Genomic DNA, 21,924 nt, shown 5'->3' with positions numbered 1-21,924 from the left:
TACTGGGTATTATTTATGAAAGTGCTATTCATAAATAAAAGAAAACTTGGAGTTACAATAATTATAATAGGGCTTATGACAATTCTCTTTGGGCTTGAGAAAAATTTTGATGTGAAATTAAAATTTACAGCTTTAATGCAAAATGACATAAAATCATTAACTCAGTACAGCGGGTTGAAAAATAGATTAAAATATAAATTACCTTCTAATTGGGATTGTAGAGTTCAGGATATATTTGGAGATGAGATAGTATACCACAGTAATTTTAAAAGCGCTGATGGCAAGATAAATGGTTTTGTCCAGGTTTGGAATTTAAAGGGAAATTTAAAAATATTCCTGCAAAATAGTAGAAGCATATCTGAAAAACAGAATTTATATAAAAGTTATAATATGAGTAGGATTAATATAAATGGCAGAAATGGTTATTTAGTTGAGTATATTATTACAAAAGAAATTGGAGATAGTTACAGGGGTATAGAATATTTTATAGAAGAGGGAAAACAATTTTGCAGATTTTCTTTTTTTGTAAAAGATATGGATTTTAAAGAAAACATGCCCACTATATTTGAAACCATTGTGAAAACTCTAGAGTATAAATGAAAAAATATATATTATCCCTTTCAGGTTTAATTGCGTGAAAGGGGATTTTTTTGTTACAAATATGCTATAATATTCATAGATTTTCAGCATGAAATAGCATAATTAATTAGGTCAATAAACGAAATTTGACCATAAAAATTGATAACATTTAATAGCAGGTGAGTAAATTGCAGCAGAAAATTAAAAAGGGATTGAGTGTATTTTTAGTATTGATTACTTTGATGACATCTATTTTATTGAGTGGCTGCGATAAAATAGATGAGCTAGAAGTTAAGGCTGGCTTAAAAAATTCGGATTTTGAGTACATAAGAGAGGGAAAAGTTGATAAAATAGTTATTCAGAATATAAGGGATCAGGGATTTAAATTTGTGGTTACTGATCAGAATGCAATTAAAGATCTATATGATATATTGTCTTCGGGTAAAAAGGTATCAAGGAAATCTTCATTGCAGCCAGATTATATATTTGAGATATATGAAGGGAATAATAAAATTCATAAATTTAATTATATAGCGGGTCTTGATAAAAAAGATTTTGGAAATCTTTATAGTAACAATCAAATATATATTGTATCAAAAAGGATAGATAATGATATGATCAACAATTTTTGGAATATAAGAATGCCTCCAAATAATTTTAAACAGGTTTATTATGGATCAATAATGAACACTTTAAATGAATATTTTAGAGACAAAGATAAAAATAAAAAGATAGGAATAAATTTTAGAGATGACATAGATGGATCCAGGTTTATACTATCTACAGAGGTAGAAGAATTTAAGTCGGATCTCAATGATAAATTTAAAAATGCCGGTATTGGTAATAACAATAAGGATAAATACGATATATGGGTTACAATAAAGACTGAAGGATATAAATCTACACTGTACAAGGCGACTATTACATTTTGGGATAAGAAAAATAAGAGTGAAAAAATTTATTATATATATGACACCTACAGCGGTGCCGGATGGGACATAAAAGTGTATAAAAATGAACCTGAGAATTTTTAAATTGTAGGAGGAAAAAAATGAGTAATTGTGATAACTGTTCAAGTAGAGCAGCATGCGGTAAAAATCAAGATGAGTGTAATTTTATATTGCCAAAATATGGCGGTATAAAGCATATAATAGGTATTATGAGTGGAAAGGGTGGAGTTGGAAAGTCTACAGTCACAGGAATACTAGCTGTAAAATTAAAGGCTGCAGGCTACAAAGTAGGAGTACTTGATGGTGATATAACAGGACCATCTATGCCCAGGTTTTTTGGAATAAATGATAAAAGAGCAGATATAATTCAAATTGATGAAGAACAGCAGGTAAAATTTCTACCCGTAGAAACCTCTTTTGGAATAAAGGTAATTTCTTTAAATCTTTTAACAGAGAAGGAGGAACAGCCCGTTATCTGGAGAGGACCTATGATAGCAGGAGTTTTAAAACAAATGTATTCTGATACAGAATGGGGAGAATTAGATTATCTTCTCATAGATATGCCGCCTGGGACAGGAGATGTAGCACTTACTATAATGCAGGAATTCCCACTAGAAGGAGTAGTTATAGTGTCTACTCCTCAGGATATGGTATCCATGATAGTAAAAAAAGTAGTCATAATGGCAGAGGAAATGGATGTAAATGTTATAGGAGTAGTGGAGAATATGTCTTATGTTAAGTGCAGTAACTGTGGAGAAAAAATAAAACTATTTAGTAAAAAATCCGCAGAAGAACAGGCTCAATATCTTGGCTTGAAACTATTAGAGGAAATGCCTGTAAATTCTGAGTTAGTAGAGAGCATGGAAAATGGGAAAGTGGAAAGCTACATAGGCAATTCTCATGATTACAATGATTTGTTGGATAATCTTATAGCTCTATCAAAATAATTCAAACGTGGATATAATAAATTAGTTTTATGGCAATAATACAGATGAAAATTATTTTATTATTGCATTATGTATTAAATTTATAAAAAGAGAGGTGAAAGTCCTGTTGTCCAACAGGAGATATTATGAAAGCGGTAGTTGATAAAGATGTCTGTATAAGTTGTGGACTATGTCCAAGTACATGTCCTGAAGTATTTGAAATGGATGAAGATGGTAAAGCAGTTGCAATTACAGGCGAAGTACCGGAAGAGTCTCAAGGCTCGGCAAAAGAAGCTGAGGAAAATTGTCCTGTTTCTGCCATTACTGTAGAATAAAAAAGTATATTGAATTGATTTTGAATCAAATAGGGAAGTGCGTTCTGAAAAAGCTTAATGGGTTTAGTCAGAACGCATTTTTGTATAATATTTTTTTAGGAAAAATTAAAATATATTCATGAGTGAAGTATTTCCAAACTTATCATTTAACTTAGATGTAAAATTTGGATTTATATTTACAGTATCTCCTATTTTTATGCTGGCAGGTAAATGAGAGATACCTATATCGGCAGTTGATCCATCTTGAAAACTTATAAGTGCTTCTGTAACATTTAAATCTATTATTTTACCAATCATATAGATTCCTCCTATAAAATTGAGTTTTTATTAGTTTTATCATTATTTTGATTCTTATTCCTAAAATTTAAAAATTGATTTTTTATATGTGGTATAGTATAATAAACCAGGTAGATATACAAGATATAGTGGTCAGGAGGAACAATATATGCTACATGTTGTGAAAAGAGATGGAAGGAAAGTTGACTTTGACTCTGTCAAAATCACCAATGCAATAAAAGGTGCTTCTGAAGAGATAGGGTATGAGTTGAAAGAGAGCGAATTTATTGATTTAACTCAGAAAGTTATACAGTGTTTGGAAAAGTTAAATTTGAAAGAAATAAATGTAGAGGATATACAAAATATAGTTGAAGAAGTGCTTTTAAAAAGGGGATATTTGAAGATAGGATTATCCTACTCAAATTATAGAAAAGAGAGAAATAATATAAGAGAGATAAAATCCGATCTTATGAAAGCCATTGACAAAATAGGAATTCAGACAGATAGGGATAATGCTAACGTAGGAAATAATTTTAGTGCCAAGCTTTTGAGAATAGCAAGTGAGTCCAATAAGTGGCACAATTTAGCTACTATGCCAAAGTATCTGGCTAAATTACATGAAAATGGAGATATATATTATCATGATTTGGATTCTTATAATCTGACTGTAAATTGTCTTCATATACCGACTAAAAAAATGCTTTTAGAAGGCTTTAATACAGGATATGGGAATATAAGATCGCCTAAGAGAATAGAATCTGCTGCAGAACTTTCCTGCATACTCTTGCAGTCATCACAAAATGATATGTTTGGGGGACAGTCTCATCCGGATTTTGACAATGACATGGCTGTTTTTGTTGAACCCACTAGAAAAGAGATAATTGAAGATCTAAGGGCAGTGGGAGTGGAAGAGAATAAAATAGCTAAAATTTTGAATAAGAAATTAAGGCGAAGTATAGAACAGGCCATGCAGGGAATAATTTATAATTTAAATACAATGCATTCAAGAGCTGGTTCACAGGTGCCTTTTAGTTCTATAAATATAGGTATACCAAGATCAGAAGATGCGGCTTTAGTCTGTGAAATATTTTTACTTGAATATGAGAAGGGACTTGGGAAAGGCGAGCAGCCCATATTTCCGAATATAATATTCAGAGTCAAAAAGGGTGTAAATAAAAATGAGGAAGATCCATACTACTATTTATTTAGCATAGCTTGTAGAGTGGCCTCAAAAAGAATGAATCCAACTTTCATGAATTTAGATGCGGATTTTAACAAGACTTATTATGACAAGGGAATTATACCTGCTACTATGGGATGCCGGACTTACGTTTGCTCTAATGTAAATGGAGAACCAGGCCCGGAGGGAAGAGGAAATATAGCTCCAGTTACTATTAATTTGCCCCGCATTGGCATTATTTCTAAAGGTAATATAAATAAATTTTTTGAACTGTTGAATAAAAGACTTGAGCTTTCCAGGCAGTCTCTCATGCATAGGTACAGCATATTAAAAAGATTGAAGGTCAGAGATTTACCTTTTGTAGCCGGACAAAAACTTATGAGGGGTGCTGAGAATTTAGAAAGCGATGATTCCATAGAGCCGATATTGAAACAGGGCACCTGGGCAATAGGTTTCATTGGTCTTGCAGAAACGTTGGTGGCATTGACCGGGAAGCACCATGGTCAGGATGAAAATTCAAGAGAACTCGGGATAAGAATAATTTCTCATATCAGAAATTATACTGATAGGCTTACAGAAGAAACTCATTTAAATTGGAGTTGTTATGCCACCCCTGCAGAAGGTCTAAGCGGGAAATTTATAATTCACGATAAGAAAATATTTGGTGAAATACCGGGAGTTACAGATAAGAATTACTATACTAATTCTTATCACATTCCTGTGGGATTTCCAATATCTATAAAGGATAAAATTGATATTGAAGCTCCTTACCATAAATTGTGTAATGGCGGACATATAAGTTATGTGGAAATAGACGATTATCCATCAGAAGAAGTGGTAAAAAATATAATTAATTATGCCTACGATAACACGAATATGAGCTACATAGGGATAAATTTTCATATAAGATATTGTAAAGAATGTGGTACTTATTTGCAAGGCGAAGAAGTATGTCCTAAATGCGGCAGTAGTAATATACAGGGAATATCCAGAGTAACGGGATATTTATCACTGGACGAGAGATTTGGAGAAGGAAAGGCCGCAGAAAGAGCAGATAGAGTATCTCATAGGAATAATGAACTTATATATTCTTAAATCATCATCTATGGGGGTAAATTTTAATGGTAAGAAAAAAAATTAGATTGGCAGGTATTGTATATGAAAGTTTGGTCAATGGCCCCGGGATGAGAAGGGTGTTTTTTGCTCAAGGATGCAGACATAATTGCAGAGGATGTTTTAATCCTTCCACACATGATTTTAATGGGGGAGAGCTTAGAGATACAGATGAATTGATTGAACAGATAAAGGGTAATCCGCTGATAACTGGAATTACATTTTCAGGAGGCGATCCCTTTGAACAGGCAGAAGAATTTTCCTATATGGCAGATAAAATTAAAGCATTGGGTTTGAATATATGGTGTTATACAGGATATACTTTTGAGTATATCCTGTATAACACTCAAAATGAATATTGGCAAAGTCTGATAAATGACATAGACGTATTGGTTGATGGAAAATTTGAAGAAAATAAGAAGGACTGCAGATTAAAATTCAAAGGTTCAAGCAATCAGAGAATTATTGATGTAAAAAAAAGTCTAAAAACTCACAAGGTTGTAGAGATATTTTATAATTAAAAGTAGTACTATTGTGATTTTAGTTGAAAGGATCCAATTAAATATATTATAATACTTCTAGTAGGGAGTTGATAATGTGAAAGATAATTTGGGAATTGAAGTGTGCTCCTGTACTGAACTTCATGAAGACTGTATAAAGTGCGTTAAAGAGAGTATGCTGGATGAAAAAGTCTTTAGGGATCTCTCCGGTCTCTTTAAAGTGTTAGGTGATTTCACAAGAATTAAAATAATATATGCACTGTTTAAGAAAGAACTGTGTGTATGTGATATAGCAGAGATACTTCAAATGAGCCAATCCGCTATATCACATCAACTTAGAATTTTAAAGACAGCTCGACTAGTTAAATTTAGGAGAGATGGTAAATCTGTATATTATTCATTGGATGATGAACATATAAATAGGCTGTTTAATGCAGGATTAGAGCACGTAGAGCACAATTAATATTTTGATGGATATCAATGTTGGTGCTTGTTTGGCAATTATTTAAAATCAAGTATTTTAACTGAATTGTATTCTTGTAAATTATTTTCTATAATTAAAGTGTTGTTCTTAACTCTTTCTGCATTTCTTGCGTATTTAAGGAATTTTTCTAGACCATCTAATTCGAAAGTTAAAGGGGAAGTCTTATAATGCATTGGAATTACTATGTGGCTGTTAATGGATTTAGCAAGTGCTGCAGCTTCTTTACCATCTATAGTAAAATTGCCGCCTACCGGAATAAATAATACATCTATGCTTCCTAATTCTTCTACTTTATCCCTAGACAATACGTATCCAATATCTCCTAAATGGCATATTCGATAGCCGTCCATTTCTATTATAAATATTATGTTTTTTCCACGTTTTGCTCCATTGACCTTATCGTGATAAGAAGGTATACCAATAATTGGTATGCCGCATAGGTTAAAAGAACCCGGCTTGTTTATAATATGGCTGTATTCTATATTTTTCGTATAATTATGATCAAAATGACTGTGACTTATTGTGATTAAATCCACCTTACCACGAAATACCTTATACCCTACAGTTTCATCAAAAGGATCTGTTAGAAGCTTGTGACCCATTGAATCTTCCAATAAAAAACTAGAATGACCTAACCATTTTATTTTCATAAAAACATCTCCTCAATGAAAAAATTTTTTATATTTATAATATTATATCATTATTATGATCATTCTATTAAAATATGATTATTTTAGATTAGTATAAAAATATAACTATATTTATGTATAAAATTAATACTTTTTATATTATAATAAAATAATGTAAGGTTTATATGGAGGTGATTGATTGAAAAATATAAAAACTTATATGGTACTGCTAGTAAGCTTTGTATTAATGTTTGCAGCACTTGCAGGAATTAATATTGTACAAGCAGCTGACTATGATGGAGCGATCATAGGGAAAAATGTTGAGCCCAATAAATCATGGAATGTAAAGTTTAGCATGAAGGTGGATACAAGTACGGTAAATAATTCTAACGTGGTTGTAACGGACAGCGAAGGGAATATAGTTCCAGTTTCTTTACAGGTTGGAAGTGATGGAAGTAGTGTGATAGTTAGTCCTGAAACTCCATATACATATGGTAAAACTTATAATTTGATTATAAAGAGCGGTTTAAAATCAATAAATGGCAGGAGCTTAAAAAAAGATGATATTAAAATGCAGTTTATAATAAAAGCCAAGCCAGCTTCCAATGGAAAGTATACTGTTACTATTGATCCAGGACATGGTATGGGACAAGATGTAGGTGCTACGGGAATAAATGGTCTTCAGGAGGATGATATCACTTTAGCGGTAGGATTAAAAACTGGAAAGATACTTGAAAGCAAGGGAATAAATGTGGTGTATACCAGAACTACGGATATGCGTTCTACTCCAATGAGTGTTATAGAGAGCCTTCAAAAGCGCTGTGACATATCAAATAATGCAAATTCTAAGTATTTTGTATGTATCCATGCCAACTATTTTGATGAACCTGGTGCCAATGGTACTGAAACTTATTATTATCCAGGAAGCTCTGAAGGTCAAAGACTGGCCTCAAATATACAAAACAGCATAATAAGAGAAGTTGGAATGTATGACAGGAAGATAAAGGAGGACGAAAGAGGGCTTTACGTACTCAAAAACACCACTGCCCCGGCAGTTCTTGTAGAATTGGGATTTGTAACTAACCCAGGTGATGCGGCAAAACTAAATAGTGATGCATACAGGCAAAAATTTGCACAAGCTATAGCTGATGGTATATTACAAACTCTCGGTTATTGATAGAAAAATAAATTGACAATAAAAAGCTCATATAATATAATAAAAGGAAATTATATCATGATTGTTTTAAAAACGTTGAAGAAGGAGAGTATCCAAGTTTATATTACTTACAGAGAGTGAGGGTGTTGAGAACTCATAGAATAATTTGGAGAAAATCACCTTGGAGTTTGGAAGTTGAAAGATGTTTTATTATTTTGAGTAAGCTTTCACGTAATTCTGCGTTAAAGAAAAGAATATAATAGTAAAAAGTATTACCATAGGTGGTATAACGAATAAAACTTCGTCCTATTTGGATGAAGTTTTTTATTGTAAATAATTAAAGTTATATATTGCATTTCGTACTGTGTATAAAATAAACATAGTAGTAAAAACTTAACAATAAGAATAGAAAGGGGTCAAATCATGTATAAAAAAATTGACAATGATAAAAGTTTTGTAGAGAGGGAGAAGGATGTTCTGAAATTATGGGAAGACAAAAAAATAGAGGAGAAGAGCTTTAAAGAGAATGAAGACGGAGAATATTTTACTTTTTATGATGGACCTCCAACTGCCAATGGAATGCCTCATATAGGCCATGTTTTGACTAGAGTTGTAAAAGATCTTATACCAAGATATAAAGCCATGAAAGGGTATAGAGTCTTAAGAAAAGCAGGATGGGATACACATGGACTTCCAGTAGAACTTGAAGTTGAAAAAAGCCTTGGAATATCAGGAAAACCACAGATAGAAGATTATGGAGTGGAAAATTTCATAAAAAAATGCAAAGACAGTGTATTTACATATGTGAGCCAGTGGAGAAAAATGTCTGACAGAATAGGTTTCTGGGTTGATATGGATAATCCCTATGTAACTTATCACAATGATTATATAGAATCAGAGTGGTGGGCATTAAAGAAAATTTGGGAAAAGGGTCTTTTGTATAAAGGTCATAAAGTTGTACCTTATTGTCCGAGGTGTGGTACTGCACTTTCCTCTCATGAGGTTTCGCAGGGATATAAGGATGTAAAAGAGACATCAATATATGTTAAATTTAAACTCAAGGGTGAAAATAAATATATGCTTGCCTGGACCACAACTCCATGGACACTTCCCAACAACATGGCACTGGCGGTAAATGAAAATTATGATTATGTGGAAGTGCTAAATAGAGGAGAACGTTTAATATTGGCAGAGGCCCTTTTAGAGAAATTAGAAGACGAATATAAGGTTTTAAGAAGATTTAAGGGGAAAGAACTGGTAGGATTAGATTATGAACCAATGTTTAATTTTGCATCTTTTCAAGGAAGAGCACATTATGTACTTCATGCAGATTATGTGACATTGACAGATGGAACGGGAATAGTTCATACAGCTCCTGCTTTTGGTGAGGATGACAGTAACAGCTGTAAAAAGTATGGTATACCTATGACCAATTCTGTAGATACACAGGGGAAATTTAAGGAAGAAGTTACACCATGGAAAGGACTCTTTGTGAAAGATGCAGAACCTAAAATAATAGAATATTTAAAGGAAAATGGAATACTCTATAAAACGGAAAAATTCACCCATTCCTATCCATTTTGCTGGAGATGTGATACTCCTCTCCTGTATTATCCAAGAGATACCTGGTTTATTAAAATGTCATCAGTTAGAGATAAGCTGGTTAGGAATACCAATAATACAAATTGGTATCCTGATAATATAAGAACAGGTAGGTTTGGAAAATTCGTAGAAGGAGTGATAGACTGGGGGCTCAGCAGAGAAAGATATTGGGGTACTCCACTTCCAATATGGGAATGCGAATGTGGTCACAAAGAGTGCATAGGAAGCATTGAAGAATTAAAAGAAAAGGGGATAAATGTACCTGAAAGTATAGAACTTCACAAACCGTATATTGATAGAGTTAAATTGAAATGTCCAAAATGTGGTGGAGAGATGAATAGATCCTCAGATGTAATTGACTGCTGGTTTGATTCAGGATCCATGCCCTTTGCGCAGCATCATTATCCCTTTGAAAACAAAGAACTTTTTAAAGAAAATTTCCCCGCTCAATTTATATCTGAAGCTGTAGACCAGACCAGGGGATGGTTTTATACTCTTATGGCTATATCCACGGTTCTGTTTGACAGAAGTCCTTTTGAAAATTGTCTGGTACTAGGGCATGTACTGGATAAGCATGGATTAAAAATGTCAAAACATAAGGGGAATGTATTGAGCCCAGAGGTGGCACTGGAAAATGAGGGGGCGGATGCAACTAGATGGTATTTTTATACTGAAAGTGCACCTTGGCTTCCATCACGATTTTACGAGGAAGCAGTTCAGGATAGTCAGAGAAAGTTTTTGGGTACTCTGTGGAATGTATATTCATTTTATGTGCTCTATGCGGATTTAGATAATTTCAATCCACTGGACTATAAAGGGTTTACAAGCAAAAATATAATGGATAAATGGATAGTTTCAAGATTAAATTCACTTATAATGGAAACTGAAGATCATCTGGATCATTATAGAATTACTCAGGCAGCCCAAAATATTGGAGATTTTGTGGATCAGCTTTCTAACTGGTATGTGAGGAGAAATAGAACAAGATTCTGGAGTGACCATTTAACAGAAGATAAAATAGGTGCTTATGTAACTCTGTATAAAGTATTGAATACGCTGATTTTGGTGGCTGCACCCTTCGTACCATTTATGACAGAGGAGATTTATCAAAATCTTGTGGTAAACCTTGATAAAGATGCTCCGGAAAGTATACACCTATGTAAGTGGCCCAAATATGATGCCAGTGCTGTTAATGAGGATTTGGAAAAGGATATGGCAGAAGCTTATAAGATAGTTAAGCTGGGAAGAAGTGCTAGAAACACCGCCAATATCAAAAATAGGCAGCCTCTTTTAGAAATGCTTGTAAGTATAAAAACTTTACCTCAATATTACGGAGATATAATAAAAGAGGAGTTGAACATTAAAAATATTGAATTCAATGCGGATCTATCAAAATATGTCAACTTTAACATAAAGCCCAATTTGCCTGTATTGGGCAAAGAATATGGAAGATTGATACCTCAAATAACGAAAGAGATATCTTCTATGGATCAGGTAGAGCTTGCACAAAAGGTAAATAACAACGAAGCTGTAAAAATAAACGTAGGAGGTTCTGAAATAGAATTGAATTCAGATAATCTTCTTATTACTATGGAAGGTCTTGAAGGTTTTGCATTTGCAAGCGAAGGAAGCATAGGAATTGTTCTGGAGACTAAAGTTACAGAACAACTTAAAGAAGAGGGAAATTTAAGAGAAATTTTAAGCAAAATACAAAATATGAGAAAAGAAAGCGGTTTTGAAGTTGCAGATAAGATAAACTTGTATATTTCCGGAAATGATAAACTTGAAACTGTAGTAAAGAAATTTGAAAACCGAATTAAAAAAGAGACTCTTTCATTAAATATTATTTATAATGCCGATAGAAAATACAATAAATGTAATATTAACGGGAAGGAGCTTGATATAGCTGTTGAATTAGTGAAATAAATTATATTGTTCAGATTCCCAGATTTCAGAAAAATTATTTGTTTTATCCGAAATCTGGGGTATCAAAATTAATTTTATGGCTTAAAATAATGATAATTGATAAAAATATGTAAATTATCTTGTAATAATGTAATTTTATAAGTATAATTATAAAAAACGCAAATTGGTAGGTGGTATAAAGTGGCGGCATCAATTAAAGACGTGGCGAGAGAAGCTGGAGTTTCGATAGCTACAGTATCTAGAGTACTTAATGATGTAGACGTTGTAAATGAAGAGACTAAGAAAAGGGTATTGGCAGCTATTAAAAAATTGGGATACAGACCCAACATAGTGGCAAGAAGTCTTAAGACACAGAGGACTAGAACTATAGGGATAATAATTCCAGATATATCCAATCAATTCTACCCTGAAATTGTAAGGGGAGCCGAGGATGTGGCAAATATATATGATTATAATATAATGCTGTGTAATACTGATTTAAATATAGAAAAAGAAATGGAGTATTTAAAAGTTCTAAAAGAAAAAATGGTAGATGGAGTTTTATATATGAGTAATTCTCTTGAACCAAATATTCTGGAACTCATAAAACAACTTGAATTTCCTATGGTTTTAGTTGAAAGTACAAATAAAAAAGAAAATATCCCCAGTGTAACCATTGACAATGAAAAGGCAGCCTATGATGGAGTTGCATATTTGATAAAAAAAGGCAACAAAAAGATAGCATACATAGGTGCTGGAGAAGATACGGTCAATGCCAGTGCCGTGAGGTATAAGGGATATAAAAGGGCTCTTGAGGAAAATAATTTAAAACTTGACAGAGATAAAATTTATTTTACCAGTTCCAAAGCGAAAAATGGATATAAGGGGATAAATGAAATATTAAATAAAGCCAAAATAGATTCAATATTTTGTACTAGTGATGAAATAGCCATAGGGGTTATAAATGCACTTAGAGATAATGGAATTAGCGTACCTGATGATATAGATGTTATGGGCTTTAACAATATATATTTGGCATCCATATTTTATCCTAAATTAACTACTGTATCACAACCTATTTATGATATGGGATCTGTGGGTATGAGAATGCTTATAAAGATGATAAACAAAGAAGAATTAAAAGAGATAAATTATGTATTGCCACATGAATTGATTGAAAGAGATTCCTGTAAAAAATAGTTATGTCTAAAAGTACTATTTTTCCATAGATCGTTAGTAATATATATGCATCCCGGCAAGAGAGGAAATAGTAATGGTAGAAAAAATAATAAATGTAGTTATTTTTGTTTTGGATAAAACTGGATATACAGGCATATTTATGGCGATGGCTTTGGAAAGCGCCTGTATACCTATTCCAAGTGAAGCTATATTGCCTTTTGGAGGATATTTGAGCTTTACGGGAAGACTGAATCCAGTACTTGTTATAATTTTTGGAACATTAGGTGGAACGATGGGATCTATAGGAGCCTATTATATTGGGAAAATAGGAGGAAGGCCTTTAGTGGAAAAATATGCGGATAAGCTTAGGCTGTCTAGATCTCACCTTGAAAAGAGTGATTATTATTTTAATAAGTATGGAGAAAAAATTGTGTTTTTTTCCAGACTATTACCTATAATCAGGACCTTTATCTCCCTTCCTGCAGGCATAAGTAAAATGGAGATTAAGAAATTTGTTGTTTATACTCTATTGGGTTCCCTGTTATGGAGTATATTTTTAGGATATGCAGGATATAAAATGGGAGAAAAATGGACAATTATACGGGAATGGTTTCATTTTGCCGATATAGCTCTGGTGGTTATAATAATAGGGTTTGTGTTCTATAAAATAATAAGGAGAAAATTGAGGAAGTAAGTTTTTACATTAAAACTTACTTCCTTTAATTTTTAAATAATTGTAGAAAAATACCGTCATGAATGTTTGAATTTTGTTTAACGAAATTTTTGAAATTTTATTTATTTAATGGTATAATTTAACATAAAAGTAAATATAATATTTAGTTGGCCATTATTAGGAGGGGAAATCATGGATTATAGGGATAGAGTAAAAAATATATTTTCTTATTTATTGAGCTTAAAGAAGTTAAATCAGAAGGTTATAAAAAGTGTTTATGATTATGAAAAATTATATTGGGAAGAGGAATTTTTTCATGTACAGGGATGTAGTGTAAACAAATTGGCGGTAAATGAACCTTGGATTGAGATAAATGCGAAATGCGGCAGACTATATGAAGAGTTTTTCCATATATATCAGGAGAATGAGAAAAACGAGGAAGGTTTTGAAATAGTTTTTGGACAAGGGTTACTCATATGGAAGAGAGAAAATGAAAAGATTATTCATCCTATACTAAATACCAGGATGAAAATAGAATTTAATAAAAGGAGGGAAGTATTTGTCTTAACACCTTCAAATAGGACTGTACTGGAAATTTCTTTATTTGAAGGGTTTGAGGAATGTAATATGCAGGGCATTTTTGCACTGGCCGATAAAGTGAATAGAATTAATTTGGATCCAAGAAACTTGAGACAGATCGAGGGCATATTTTTAAAACTTCTTTCTCATATAGATGCTCCTGGGGAATTTAAAAAAAGTAGTTTTTCTAAAAAAAGAGTTGATTTTCAGCAACGTCCAAATATCTATAACACATCCGTCATTTTTGTAAGAAAAAATAATGCTAGATTATGGCAAGTTGAGATAAATAATATAATTAAAGCCATAGACAATGGATGTGAAATACCTGAAACTGTAAAGGCATTGGTAAATGAAAAGACTATAGATTGTGATGAGAAAGAAAGACGTGAGTGGGAGAAAGTCGGGGAAAATGTACTTTTCCCATTACCTGCAAATTTAGAACAGAAGGAGATAATAAAAAAGATGGCCCAAAATTATGGGGTAGTTGTTCAAGGACCTCCAGGAACAGGTAAAAGTCATACTATAGTTAATTTAATATGCCACCTTCTTGCCCATGGTAAAAGGGTATTGGTGACAAGTCAAACGGGAAGGGCACTTAAAGTACTGACAGAGAAGATACCTGAAGAAATAAGACCATTATGTATCAGTGTATTGGGTAATGATCCCAATTCCTTAAACAGACTCAATGAATCAGTGCGGAAAATAACGGATACTTTATCTGTGGATGCTGAGGGTATATGTAAAGAAGTTGAATTATTAAAAAAGAAGTTGGATTTTTGTAAAAAAAGACAGGGGGAACTATATGGAAAATTTAGGGATATACAGGAGCTAGAAAATAGGGGCATCAGTTATAACGGCAGAGAATACAGCTCCATGGATATTGCTAAATGGGTTAGAAATAATAGGGGAAAGTATTGTTGGCTGGAAGATGAGATCCATATGGATGACATTATGCCATTATCGGAGAAAGAATTCAATTTATTAATATATTTGAGAAAAATATTGAATAAAAATCAAAAACGTAAATTTGATAATGTTAAGGGAATAATAGAGAAATTGCCTGATGATGATGAAATTTGCAATAGGATATCAGAGTATAAAAAAGTGAGATTGGAATATCATAAACATATTGAAATTTTAGAAGGGTGGCATATACCTTGTAACAATAGGTGCAACTATGATAAATTATTAGAGCTGCTAGATGAGTGTAGGAATAAAATTGCAGTGTTAGGAGAAGGCGTGTGGGGTGATATATTTAATAGTTATTATAGCAGTAAATTGGTAAGGCAGACTCTCAAAGATCTTCTGTATAAGAGTAATAATTGCATGTTGATACTCAGTAAAGTTAGAGATCAGATTAGAGATCACAAAATAGAAATTTCCGATGATATTGATACTGATAAATTTTCAGAGAGTTTTGATATATTATATAATTCCTTTGACAGGAATGGCAAAATAGGAAAGTTATTTACACTTATACATCCTGAATGTAATTATGTATTAAAAAATTGTAAGATAGACGGAATGCCTTTGAAGAATATGGAACAAGCAATAATAATTAGACTACATGTTCGACAGAAACAGGTTATTAATGAATTGAGAAATATGTGGAATAATACTATGCGAGATTATGGGCTAAAGGTAATGGCTGCTTCCATAAAACCTTCTGATATAATTTTGATGGAAAAGAATCTAAGCTATTTGTACGAAATTGTAAATTGGGATGTAAAATATAAAAGGCCAATAGAAGAAGGACTGGGGAGGATATCAGTTCCGCGGGACATGGACTGGCACAAGAGAGAATCCTATGATTATCTACTCAAATGTGTATCAGCTATAAAAGGCATTGATATATACAATAATGATAAGGCCTACATAGAAGTATTTAAAAAGACAATAAATAATACAGGAGAATTAAAAAAACTCTATGAAGCTGTGAACAATTTGAATGTAAACCAAGTTAAAGCGACATTACAGGAATTAAGAGAAATTAAAGGGGTAAAGAATAAATGTCTTAAGGTAGATGAGTTAATAGGTAAATTAAATAGAATATGTCCTAAAACTGCTAAAAATATAATAGACGACTGGGACTGCGGAAAAGAGAAATTTAATGATTGGACAAAGGCTTGGAAATGGGCACAGTGGAATAGTTTGTTAAATCACATGTATAGCCTAAATCTAGAAAAAATAGAAGAGGCCATAGGAATAGAAAAGAATAGGGAGAAAGAAATCATAAAAGATATAGTTTCAAAAAATACATGGTATAATCAAATACTTAGAACTACGGAAAATGAAAAGAGAAGTTTGTTTTCATGGATGCAGGCAGTGAAGAGGATTGGAAAGGGCAGAGGTAAGATGGTACCTGAGTACAGAAAAATAGCCCAGAGGGAAATGGAGAAGTGCAAAAAGATCATTCCAGTATGGATTATGCCATTAAACAGGGTTATAGAAAATGTAAAGCTTTCAAAAAATATGTTTGATGTAATAATATTTGATGAAAGCAGCCAAAGTGATTTGTTTTCATTGTGTGCGCTAATGAGAGCCAAAAGGGCAGTTATAGTAGGAGATGATAATCAGATAAGTCCAGAAGTTGTGGGTGTTGATCAGAGGACTATGTACAATTTAATAAATAAATATTTAAAAGAAATACCTCAAAGACAGTGGTTTGATTTACAGACAAGTCTTTATGATACGGCACTGAGAGTATTCCCAGCTAGACTTATGCTGAAAGAACATTTTAGATGTGTACCTGAAATAATAAACTTCAGCAATAATTTGGTTTATTCCGGAGAAATGTTGACTTTAAGATATCCTAGAATCAATGAGAGATTTTATCCTGTTATAAATACAATTAAGGTAGAGGAGGGAGTTAGGGATTCCAGCAAACCGGTAAATATTAAAGAAGCTGAATGTTTGGTAGATAAAGTTGCAGCCTGCTGCAGGGATAGCAAATATTCAAATATGTCTATGGGTGTTATATCACTGCTTGGTGAGGCACAGGGACGACTTATTGAAAATATGTTAAAGGATAAAATAGGTGTAAAAGAAATTATAAGGAGAAAACTTATATGCGGAGATGCTTATTCTTTTCAAGGTGATGAACGGGACATAATGTTCTTGTCTATGGTGATTTCTAAAAATGTAAAATTTGCACCTCTTACAAAAGAAAATGATATTAAGAGGTTTAATGTGGCAGCAAGTAGGGCTAGAAATCAAATGTGGCTGTTTCATTCTGTAGATCTGAAAGATTTAAATGAGGAGTGTGTACGGTATTCTCTTCTCAATTACTGTCTGAACTATAACAAACATGATAAAAATAGTGGAAATGTAGAATATATATTTCAAACTGAATTTCAAAAAGATGTCTATAATCTTATAAAAAGTAGAGGGTATAAAGTCACTCCTAAAGTAGAAATAGGTAAATACAATATGGATTTTATTGTAGAAGGTATGCGAAATAGGGTTGCCGTAATATGTGACGGCGATGTTCCATCTGAAGAATATAATTGGAAGGAGGCAGTAGAAAGACAGCTGGATTTAGAAAGAGCAGGATGGGTGTTTTATAGGATAATGGGGGGTGAATTCTATTATGAACCTGAAAAAACCATGGAAAAGCTGTGGAATAAATTGAATAACATGGGAATTGAAAGATATAGTTTACAGACATCAGATACGGAAGCCCTAAAAGTAGTATAATTATAAGCAGAATCTGTTTAGTAGAAAAAATAGTTCTTGAGAAATTTTTAAAGGACTATTTTTTATTTATGACTAATTGATTTTAAGAAATAGTTTAAATGTATGCTCAACTAATGATAAAATAAGTATGCAGGTATATTTTATATATGTATATTTAAAAATATAGGTAGGTGAGTTAATGAGTATTTTTGAATTAGTTTATAAAGTTAGGGATATAATGACGCAAGGGCTTGTAAAGGTATGCAGTAATGAGACTATAGAGAATGCTATTGATAAAATGACGCAGTCTTATAGAAATGAAGTTTTAATAATGGATGATGATGAAAAACTAATTGGTATATTTACTATGAAAGACGCAATAAGGATCAGAAATATGGGAATATCATTTAAAGATTTTGTAATTAAATATGCCTCTAAGGATGTGTCAACTATAGATTGTAATTCATCTGCTAGATATGCAAGGGATTTGATGATTAAAAAAAATATAGGAAGATTACCTGTCGTAGAAAACAATCACATTATTGGGATTATTACAAATAATAATTTTAGAGACATATTTTATATAAAAATGGATGAGCTTTTTAAACTCCAAAATTATGTATTTGATAATTTACATGAAGGCGTGTGCATGTGCGATGAAAAGGGAATAGTAAAGTACTGGAATAAAGCTTCTGAGAGAGTATATGGTGTTAAACTGAATAATATATTGAATAGATATATAGGAGATTTTTTCCCAAATGCTATGCTTTTGAAAGTATTGAATACGGAAAAGAGAATTGATAATGTGTTTCACGAGCCAGTTAAGGGCAAGTTTGTAGTACTGAGTGCTTTTCCAATATATAATTCGGATAAAAAGTTGGTAGCCGTGGTATCAACAGACAGAGATATGACAGATGAAGTGAATTTAACGAAACAGCTGGAAGATGAAAAAAAGAAGGTAGAATTCTTTAAGGATGCCTATAAAAATGAGCTGTCTTCCAAGTATAATTTTTCATTTATAATAGGCAAAAACAAAAAGATAATAGATGCAATTTCCATTGCCCAGAAAGTGGCTCCTACATCCACCAGTGTTTTGATTACAGGGAATAGCGGTACAGGGAAAGAGGTATTTGCAAAAGCAATACATAAGGCCAGTGAGAGAACTGGAAGTTTTGTAGCCATAAATTGCAGTGCCATACCTGTAAATTTATTTGAAAGTGAATTATTTGGATATGTGGAGGGAGCTTTTACGGGAGCTATAAAAAAGGGTAAAATAGGCAAATTTGAACTTGCCAATAAAGGCACCCTATTTTTGGATGAAATTGGTGATATGCCTATGGAAATGCAGGCAAAGCTGCTGAGGGTACTGCAAGACGGAGTTATATACAGGCTGGGAAGTGAAAAATCTATCATTACCAATACCAGAATAATATCCGCTACAAATAAAAACTTAAATGAATTGATATCGGAAGGTAAATTTAGAGAGGACTTGTTTTATAGATTGGCTGTGGTGCAGATAAAATTACCAGATTTGAAAGATAGAAGGGAGGATATAAGGGATTTATCTAATTTATTTTTTAGGCAGGTATCGAAAGATGAAGGTATAGAGATAAATTATATTGATGAGAAGATATATAAAATTTTAGCTGATTATAAATGGGATGGCAATATTAGAGAACTAAAAAATGTTATCCAGAGAATGGTTGTATTATCGAACGATGGGAAAATAACTGTGAAATCTATACCTGAATATATAAGAAATGAAAATATAAGAAATTATGAATATAATGATGAAAATAAATATGATCTACAAAAAATAACAGAGAATATAGAAAGAAAAACCATAGAAAAAGTGATGAAAATGGTACATGGGAATAAAAATAAGGCAGCAAAGATATTGAATATAAAAAGAAGTACTCTTTATTATAAATTAAGTAAATTTAAGTGAATATCTATCGTTTTTTAAAGTACACTCCAAATGTTAGATGAAATCTAATATTTGGAGTGTTTTTTTGTAGGCAATCGAAGTGTCAATAATTTAACAAGTGTGTTAAATTATTGACACTAAAAAAATAAAGTATAATTGGGACATGTAAAGGTTTATAAAAGATTAATGAATTTACGACTGCAAAAAGTGTCAAAAAATAATACATTCACTCATATTTATAGAAGCTATAAAAAAAACTTATAGCTTCTAGATATAGCATTAGTAAGCATTATAGCATGTATGTATAAAATAAAGCGTATTGGCATAAAATATGCTTTTAAAATTTAGTAGGCAGTTGAATTAGCCTAAATACTTAGGAGGGATAATATGGAACAGTTTTATAGTTTTCCCCTTAAAATGCATGTAGGAGGCCCTGATACACCTATTGTAAAGGAAGGCCAGAGAATAAAAAGGGGAGAATGTATAGCAGAACCAAAAGGTCTTGGAGCTAAAATACACAGCAGCGTTTCAGGAAATGTAGTAAAAATAACTGATTCGGCGATTGTAATTAAACCAGATGACAAACAGTCAGAAGAATATGTAAAAATTAAAAAATGTGATAGTATTGCCGATACGGTTTATGAAGCAGGAGTTGTAGGTGCTGGAGGAGCAGGATTTCCAACTCATATAAAATTAAAGACTAAACTTTCCAATGGATATATAATAGCCAACTGTGTGGAGTGTGAGCCAGTACTTCACCACAATATAGGGAGAATAGAAAAGAAACCCGAGGAAATAATAAAAGGGATAAGATATGCTATGAGTTCTACTGGCGCCAAAAAAGCCTATATAGCAATTAAGTCTAAACATTTAGAAGCTATAAAAGTATTAAAAAATTGTTTGAAAAATGACAATTCCATACAAATTAAGGAATTGCCTGACATGTATCCTATGGGAGAGGAAAGAGCTATTATTCATGCAATATTTGATAGATGGCTTGAACCTACTCAACTTCCAGCAGATGCAGATTGTGTAGTTCTGAATGCAGAGACTCTTTTTAACATAACTATGGCGGTAGAATATGGGAAGCCGGTAATAGATAAAGATATAACAGTTATAGGAAAATTGAAATCAGGAATAGAACCTAATGTATTTTTTCAGGTACCTGTAGGAACAAGCATAAAAAGTCTCATTGAAAAATGCGGCGGCATAGATGGTGAATACGGTGAATTGATAATAGGAGGACCCTATACAGGGACTTCACAGGATATTGACACTGCAATAGTGACGAAAACTTCAGGGGGAGCTATTGTAACCATACCTTTTCCTGAGTACAAGGGCCCTATAGGACTTTTGGTATGTGCTTGCGGAGCTAATGAAGCAAGACTTAGAGATGTGGCTTCCAAAATGAATTCCCAGGTAGTTGGTGTGACTAAATGTAAAAATGTAGAGGAAATTAAAGGTGCGAACAAATGTAAAACTCCAGGGCATTGTCCGGGTCAGGCACAGGCAATTATGTACTTAAAGAAACAAGGTGCGAAAAGGGTTCTTATATCCAACTGCAGCGATTGTTCAAATACGGTAATGTGCTGTGCACCTAAGATGGGATTGCCTGTATATCATCATACAGATCATGTATTTAGAACAGTAAACTATCCATTAACAAGAAGGCTTCCAATGGAACATGAATCTTAAAATATAAAAATCAAGGAGGATGATTTAATATGTCAATGAGTGCTGAACATGCAGAAGAAGTAAAGGATGAAGTAGCTGTTGTATGCTGCAGAACAGAAGAAGGTACCATTATCGCAGCTGAAAATCTGGAAGATCCAGATATATTTCCAGATATGGTGGACTCAGGATTGCTGACTATACCTGATAATTGCCTTAAGGTAAAGGAAGTAATAGGGGCAAAGCTTACTAAAACCATAGATTCCCTAACTCCACTTACTCCAGACATTTTGGAGGGAATTAAGACTGCAGAAAGTAAGAAGGAAGATAAAGAAGAAGTTAAAGAGGATTCAACAGAAGATAAAGTCCCTCAAATAGACAACATGGTAAATGAGGGAAATGCATCTGTTTCAGTAGTTGGTGGAACTTTGAAAATACAGATAGAAGAAGGCAGGGGAATAGATATTGAACTTCCTTTTTATATAGGGTAATAGCTGTATAAAGAGGATTTAAATATAAATTAAGTTTTAAAAAGTTCAATAGAAAATTTAGGATCAAAGAACCTTGAAAAACGAATAAGGAGGT

17 protein-coding genes and 1 other annotated feature are annotated in these 21,924 nt (G+C 32.6%); of the genes, 15 read left to right on the top strand and 2 right to left on the bottom strand.

Going from position 1 to position 21,924, the window contains the following annotated elements; translation table 11 throughout:
- The first annotated feature begins 15 nt into the window (after nt 1-15).
- The 4 genes from ACFHWD_RS05310 (at nt 16) to ACFHWD_RS05295 (ending at nt 2,790) form a co-directional block, all read left to right on the top strand.
- Nucleotides 16-600: a PsbP-related protein gene (locus ACFHWD_RS05310; RefSeq protein WP_150357478.1), complete on the top strand. Its 585-nt coding sequence runs from the start codon at nt 16-18 to the stop codon at nt 598-600.
- 221 nt (nt 601-821) lie between these two features.
- Complete coding sequence (locus ACFHWD_RS05305; RefSeq protein WP_179978349.1) at nt 822-1,613, top strand: hypothetical protein; 792 nt, start codon at nt 822-824, stop codon at nt 1,611-1,613.
- Nucleotides 1,614-1,630: 17 nt separating this feature from the next.
- Nucleotides 1,631-2,476 carry an Mrp/NBP35 family ATP-binding protein gene (locus ACFHWD_RS05300; protein ID WP_150357482.1) on the top strand — a complete coding sequence of 282 codons (846 nt, stop codon included), beginning with the start codon at nt 1,631-1,633 and terminating at the stop codon, nt 2,474-2,476.
- A 125-nt stretch (nt 2,477-2,601) separates the two neighbouring features.
- Nucleotides 2,602-2,790, top strand: a complete 189-nt coding sequence (locus ACFHWD_RS05295; RefSeq protein ID WP_150357484.1) for a ferredoxin — start codon at nt 2,602-2,604, stop codon at nt 2,788-2,790.
- A 105-nt stretch (nt 2,791-2,895) separates the two neighbouring features.
- Here ACFHWD_RS05295 and ACFHWD_RS05290 read toward each other — a convergent pair whose 3' ends face one another.
- The gene (locus tag ACFHWD_RS05290) at nt 2,896-3,087 is read right to left on the bottom strand and encodes a hypothetical protein (RefSeq protein ID WP_150357486.1); all 192 of its coding nucleotides are present in this window, start codon (nt 3,085-3,087) and stop codon (nt 2,896-2,898) included.
- A 148-nt stretch (nt 3,088-3,235) separates the two neighbouring features.
- On the opposite strand from ACFHWD_RS05290, the gene ACFHWD_RS05285 reads away from it, so the two are divergent.
- From ACFHWD_RS05285 to ACFHWD_RS05275, 3 genes are all read left to right on the top strand, one after another.
- The gene (locus tag ACFHWD_RS05285; protein ID WP_150357488.1) at nt 3,236-5,341 is read left to right on the top strand and encodes an anaerobic ribonucleoside triphosphate reductase; all 2,106 of its coding nucleotides are present in this window, start codon (nt 3,236-3,238) and stop codon (nt 5,339-5,341) included.
- 26 nt (nt 5,342-5,367) lie between these two features.
- Nucleotides 5,368-5,880 (top strand): anaerobic ribonucleoside-triphosphate reductase activating protein, encoded by a 513-nt coding sequence (gene nrdG, locus ACFHWD_RS05280; protein ID WP_150357490.1) that lies wholly within the window; start codon nt 5,368-5,370, stop codon nt 5,878-5,880.
- 76 nt (nt 5,881-5,956) lie between these two features.
- Entirely contained in the window at nt 5,957-6,322 is a 366-nt protein-coding gene (locus ACFHWD_RS05275) for a helix-turn-helix transcriptional regulator (protein ID WP_150357491.1), read from the top strand.
- Between the two features lie 38 nt (nt 6,323-6,360).
- Here ACFHWD_RS05275 and ACFHWD_RS05270 read toward each other — a convergent pair whose 3' ends face one another.
- Nucleotides 6,361-6,993: an MBL fold metallo-hydrolase gene (locus ACFHWD_RS05270; protein ID WP_150357493.1), complete on the bottom strand. Its 633-nt coding sequence runs from the start codon at nt 6,991-6,993 to the stop codon at nt 6,361-6,363.
- 178 nt (nt 6,994-7,171) lie between these two features.
- On the opposite strand from ACFHWD_RS05270, the gene ACFHWD_RS05265 reads away from it, so the two are divergent.
- The 8 genes from ACFHWD_RS05265 to ACFHWD_RS05230 all read left to right on the top strand — a co-directional run bounded on the left by ACFHWD_RS05265 (nt 7,172) and on the right by ACFHWD_RS05230 (nt 21,830).
- Nucleotides 7,172-8,149: an N-acetylmuramoyl-L-alanine amidase gene (locus ACFHWD_RS05265; RefSeq protein WP_229980719.1), complete on the top strand. Its 978-nt coding sequence runs from the start codon at nt 7,172-7,174 to the stop codon at nt 8,147-8,149.
- 66 nt (nt 8,150-8,215) lie between these two features.
- Nucleotides 8,216-8,440 (top strand) — a binding site (T-box leader).
- Nucleotides 8,441-8,551: 111 nt separating this feature from the next.
- Nucleotides 8,552-11,656, top strand: coding sequence for an isoleucine--tRNA ligase (ileS, locus tag ACFHWD_RS05260; RefSeq protein ID WP_150356135.1), 3,105 nt, complete (start codon nt 8,552-8,554; stop codon nt 11,654-11,656).
- A gap of 180 nt (nt 11,657-11,836) precedes the next feature.
- A complete protein-coding gene (locus ACFHWD_RS05255) occupies nt 11,837-12,835 on the top strand; it encodes a LacI family DNA-binding transcriptional regulator (RefSeq protein ID WP_378060921.1) in 999 nt (332 codons plus the stop codon).
- Between the two features lie 73 nt (nt 12,836-12,908).
- A complete protein-coding gene (locus tag ACFHWD_RS05250) occupies nt 12,909-13,508 on the top strand; it encodes a DedA family protein (RefSeq protein WP_150356137.1) in 600 nt (199 codons plus the stop codon).
- A gap of 171 nt (nt 13,509-13,679) precedes the next feature.
- The gene (locus ACFHWD_RS05245) at nt 13,680-17,762 is read left to right on the top strand and encodes an AAA domain-containing protein (RefSeq protein WP_378060918.1); all 4,083 of its coding nucleotides are present in this window, start codon (nt 13,680-13,682) and stop codon (nt 17,760-17,762) included.
- Nucleotides 17,763-17,940: 178 nt separating this feature from the next.
- Nucleotides 17,941-19,689: a sigma-54 dependent transcriptional regulator PrdR gene (gene prdR, locus ACFHWD_RS05240; protein WP_294182226.1), complete on the top strand. Its 1,749-nt coding sequence runs from the start codon at nt 17,941-17,943 to the stop codon at nt 19,687-19,689.
- 366 nt (nt 19,690-20,055) lie between these two features.
- Nucleotides 20,056-21,363, top strand: coding sequence for a proline reductase-associated electron transfer protein PrdC (gene prdC / locus ACFHWD_RS05235; protein WP_179978142.1), 1,308 nt, complete (start codon nt 20,056-20,058; stop codon nt 21,361-21,363).
- Between the two features lie 29 nt (nt 21,364-21,392).
- Nucleotides 21,393-21,830, top strand: coding sequence for a sugar transporter (locus tag ACFHWD_RS05230; RefSeq protein ID WP_150356141.1), 438 nt, complete (start codon nt 21,393-21,395; stop codon nt 21,828-21,830).
- The last annotated feature ends 94 nt before the right edge of the window (nt 21,831-21,924 follow it).

The sequence above is a fragment of the Clostridium sp. MT-14 genome, assembly GCF_042436595.1.
GTDB classification, from domain to species: Bacteria; Bacillota; Clostridia; order Clostridiales; family Clostridiaceae; genus Clostridium_B; species Clostridium_B aromativorans.
Note: the sequence above shows the minus strand (reverse complement) of the source record. Positions and strands in the feature narration are given on the sequence as shown.

Coding starts and splice junctions, on each gene's coding strand:
- ACFHWD_RS05300 (WP_150357482.1), top strand. CDS start 1,631: ATGAGTAATTGTGATAACTGTTCAAGTAGAGCAGCATGCGGTAAAAAT.
- ACFHWD_RS05290 (WP_150357486.1), bottom strand. CDS start 3,087: ATGATTGGTAAAATAATAGATTTAAATGTTACAGAAGCACTTATAAGT.
- ACFHWD_RS05250 (WP_150356137.1), top strand. CDS start 12,909: ATGGTAGAAAAAATAATAAATGTAGTTATTTTTGTTTTGGATAAAACT.
- prdC (WP_179978142.1), top strand. CDS start 20,056: ATGGAACAGTTTTATAGTTTTCCCCTTAAAATGCATGTAGGAGGCCCT.
- ACFHWD_RS05230 (WP_150356141.1), top strand. CDS start 21,393: ATGTCAATGAGTGCTGAACATGCAGAAGAAGTAAAGGATGAAGTAGCT.
- ACFHWD_RS05245 (WP_378060918.1), top strand. CDS start 13,680: ATGGATTATAGGGATAGAGTAAAAAATATATTTTCTTATTTATTGAGC.
- ACFHWD_RS05310 (WP_150357478.1), top strand. CDS start 16: ATGAAAGTGCTATTCATAAATAAAAGAAAACTTGGAGTTACAATAATT.
- ACFHWD_RS05305 (WP_179978349.1), top strand. CDS start 822: ATGACATCTATTTTATTGAGTGGCTGCGATAAAATAGATGAGCTAGAA.
- ileS (WP_150356135.1), top strand. CDS start 8,552: ATGTATAAAAAAATTGACAATGATAAAAGTTTTGTAGAGAGGGAGAAG.
- ACFHWD_RS05270 (WP_150357493.1), bottom strand. CDS start 6,993: ATGAAAATAAAATGGTTAGGTCATTCTAGTTTTTTATTGGAAGATTCA.
- ACFHWD_RS05295 (WP_150357484.1), top strand. CDS start 2,602: ATGAAAGCGGTAGTTGATAAAGATGTCTGTATAAGTTGTGGACTATGT.
- ACFHWD_RS05285 (WP_150357488.1), top strand. CDS start 3,236: ATGCTACATGTTGTGAAAAGAGATGGAAGGAAAGTTGACTTTGACTCT.
- nrdG (WP_150357490.1), top strand. CDS start 5,368: ATGGTAAGAAAAAAAATTAGATTGGCAGGTATTGTATATGAAAGTTTG.
- prdR (WP_294182226.1), top strand. CDS start 17,941: ATGAGTATTTTTGAATTAGTTTATAAAGTTAGGGATATAATGACGCAA.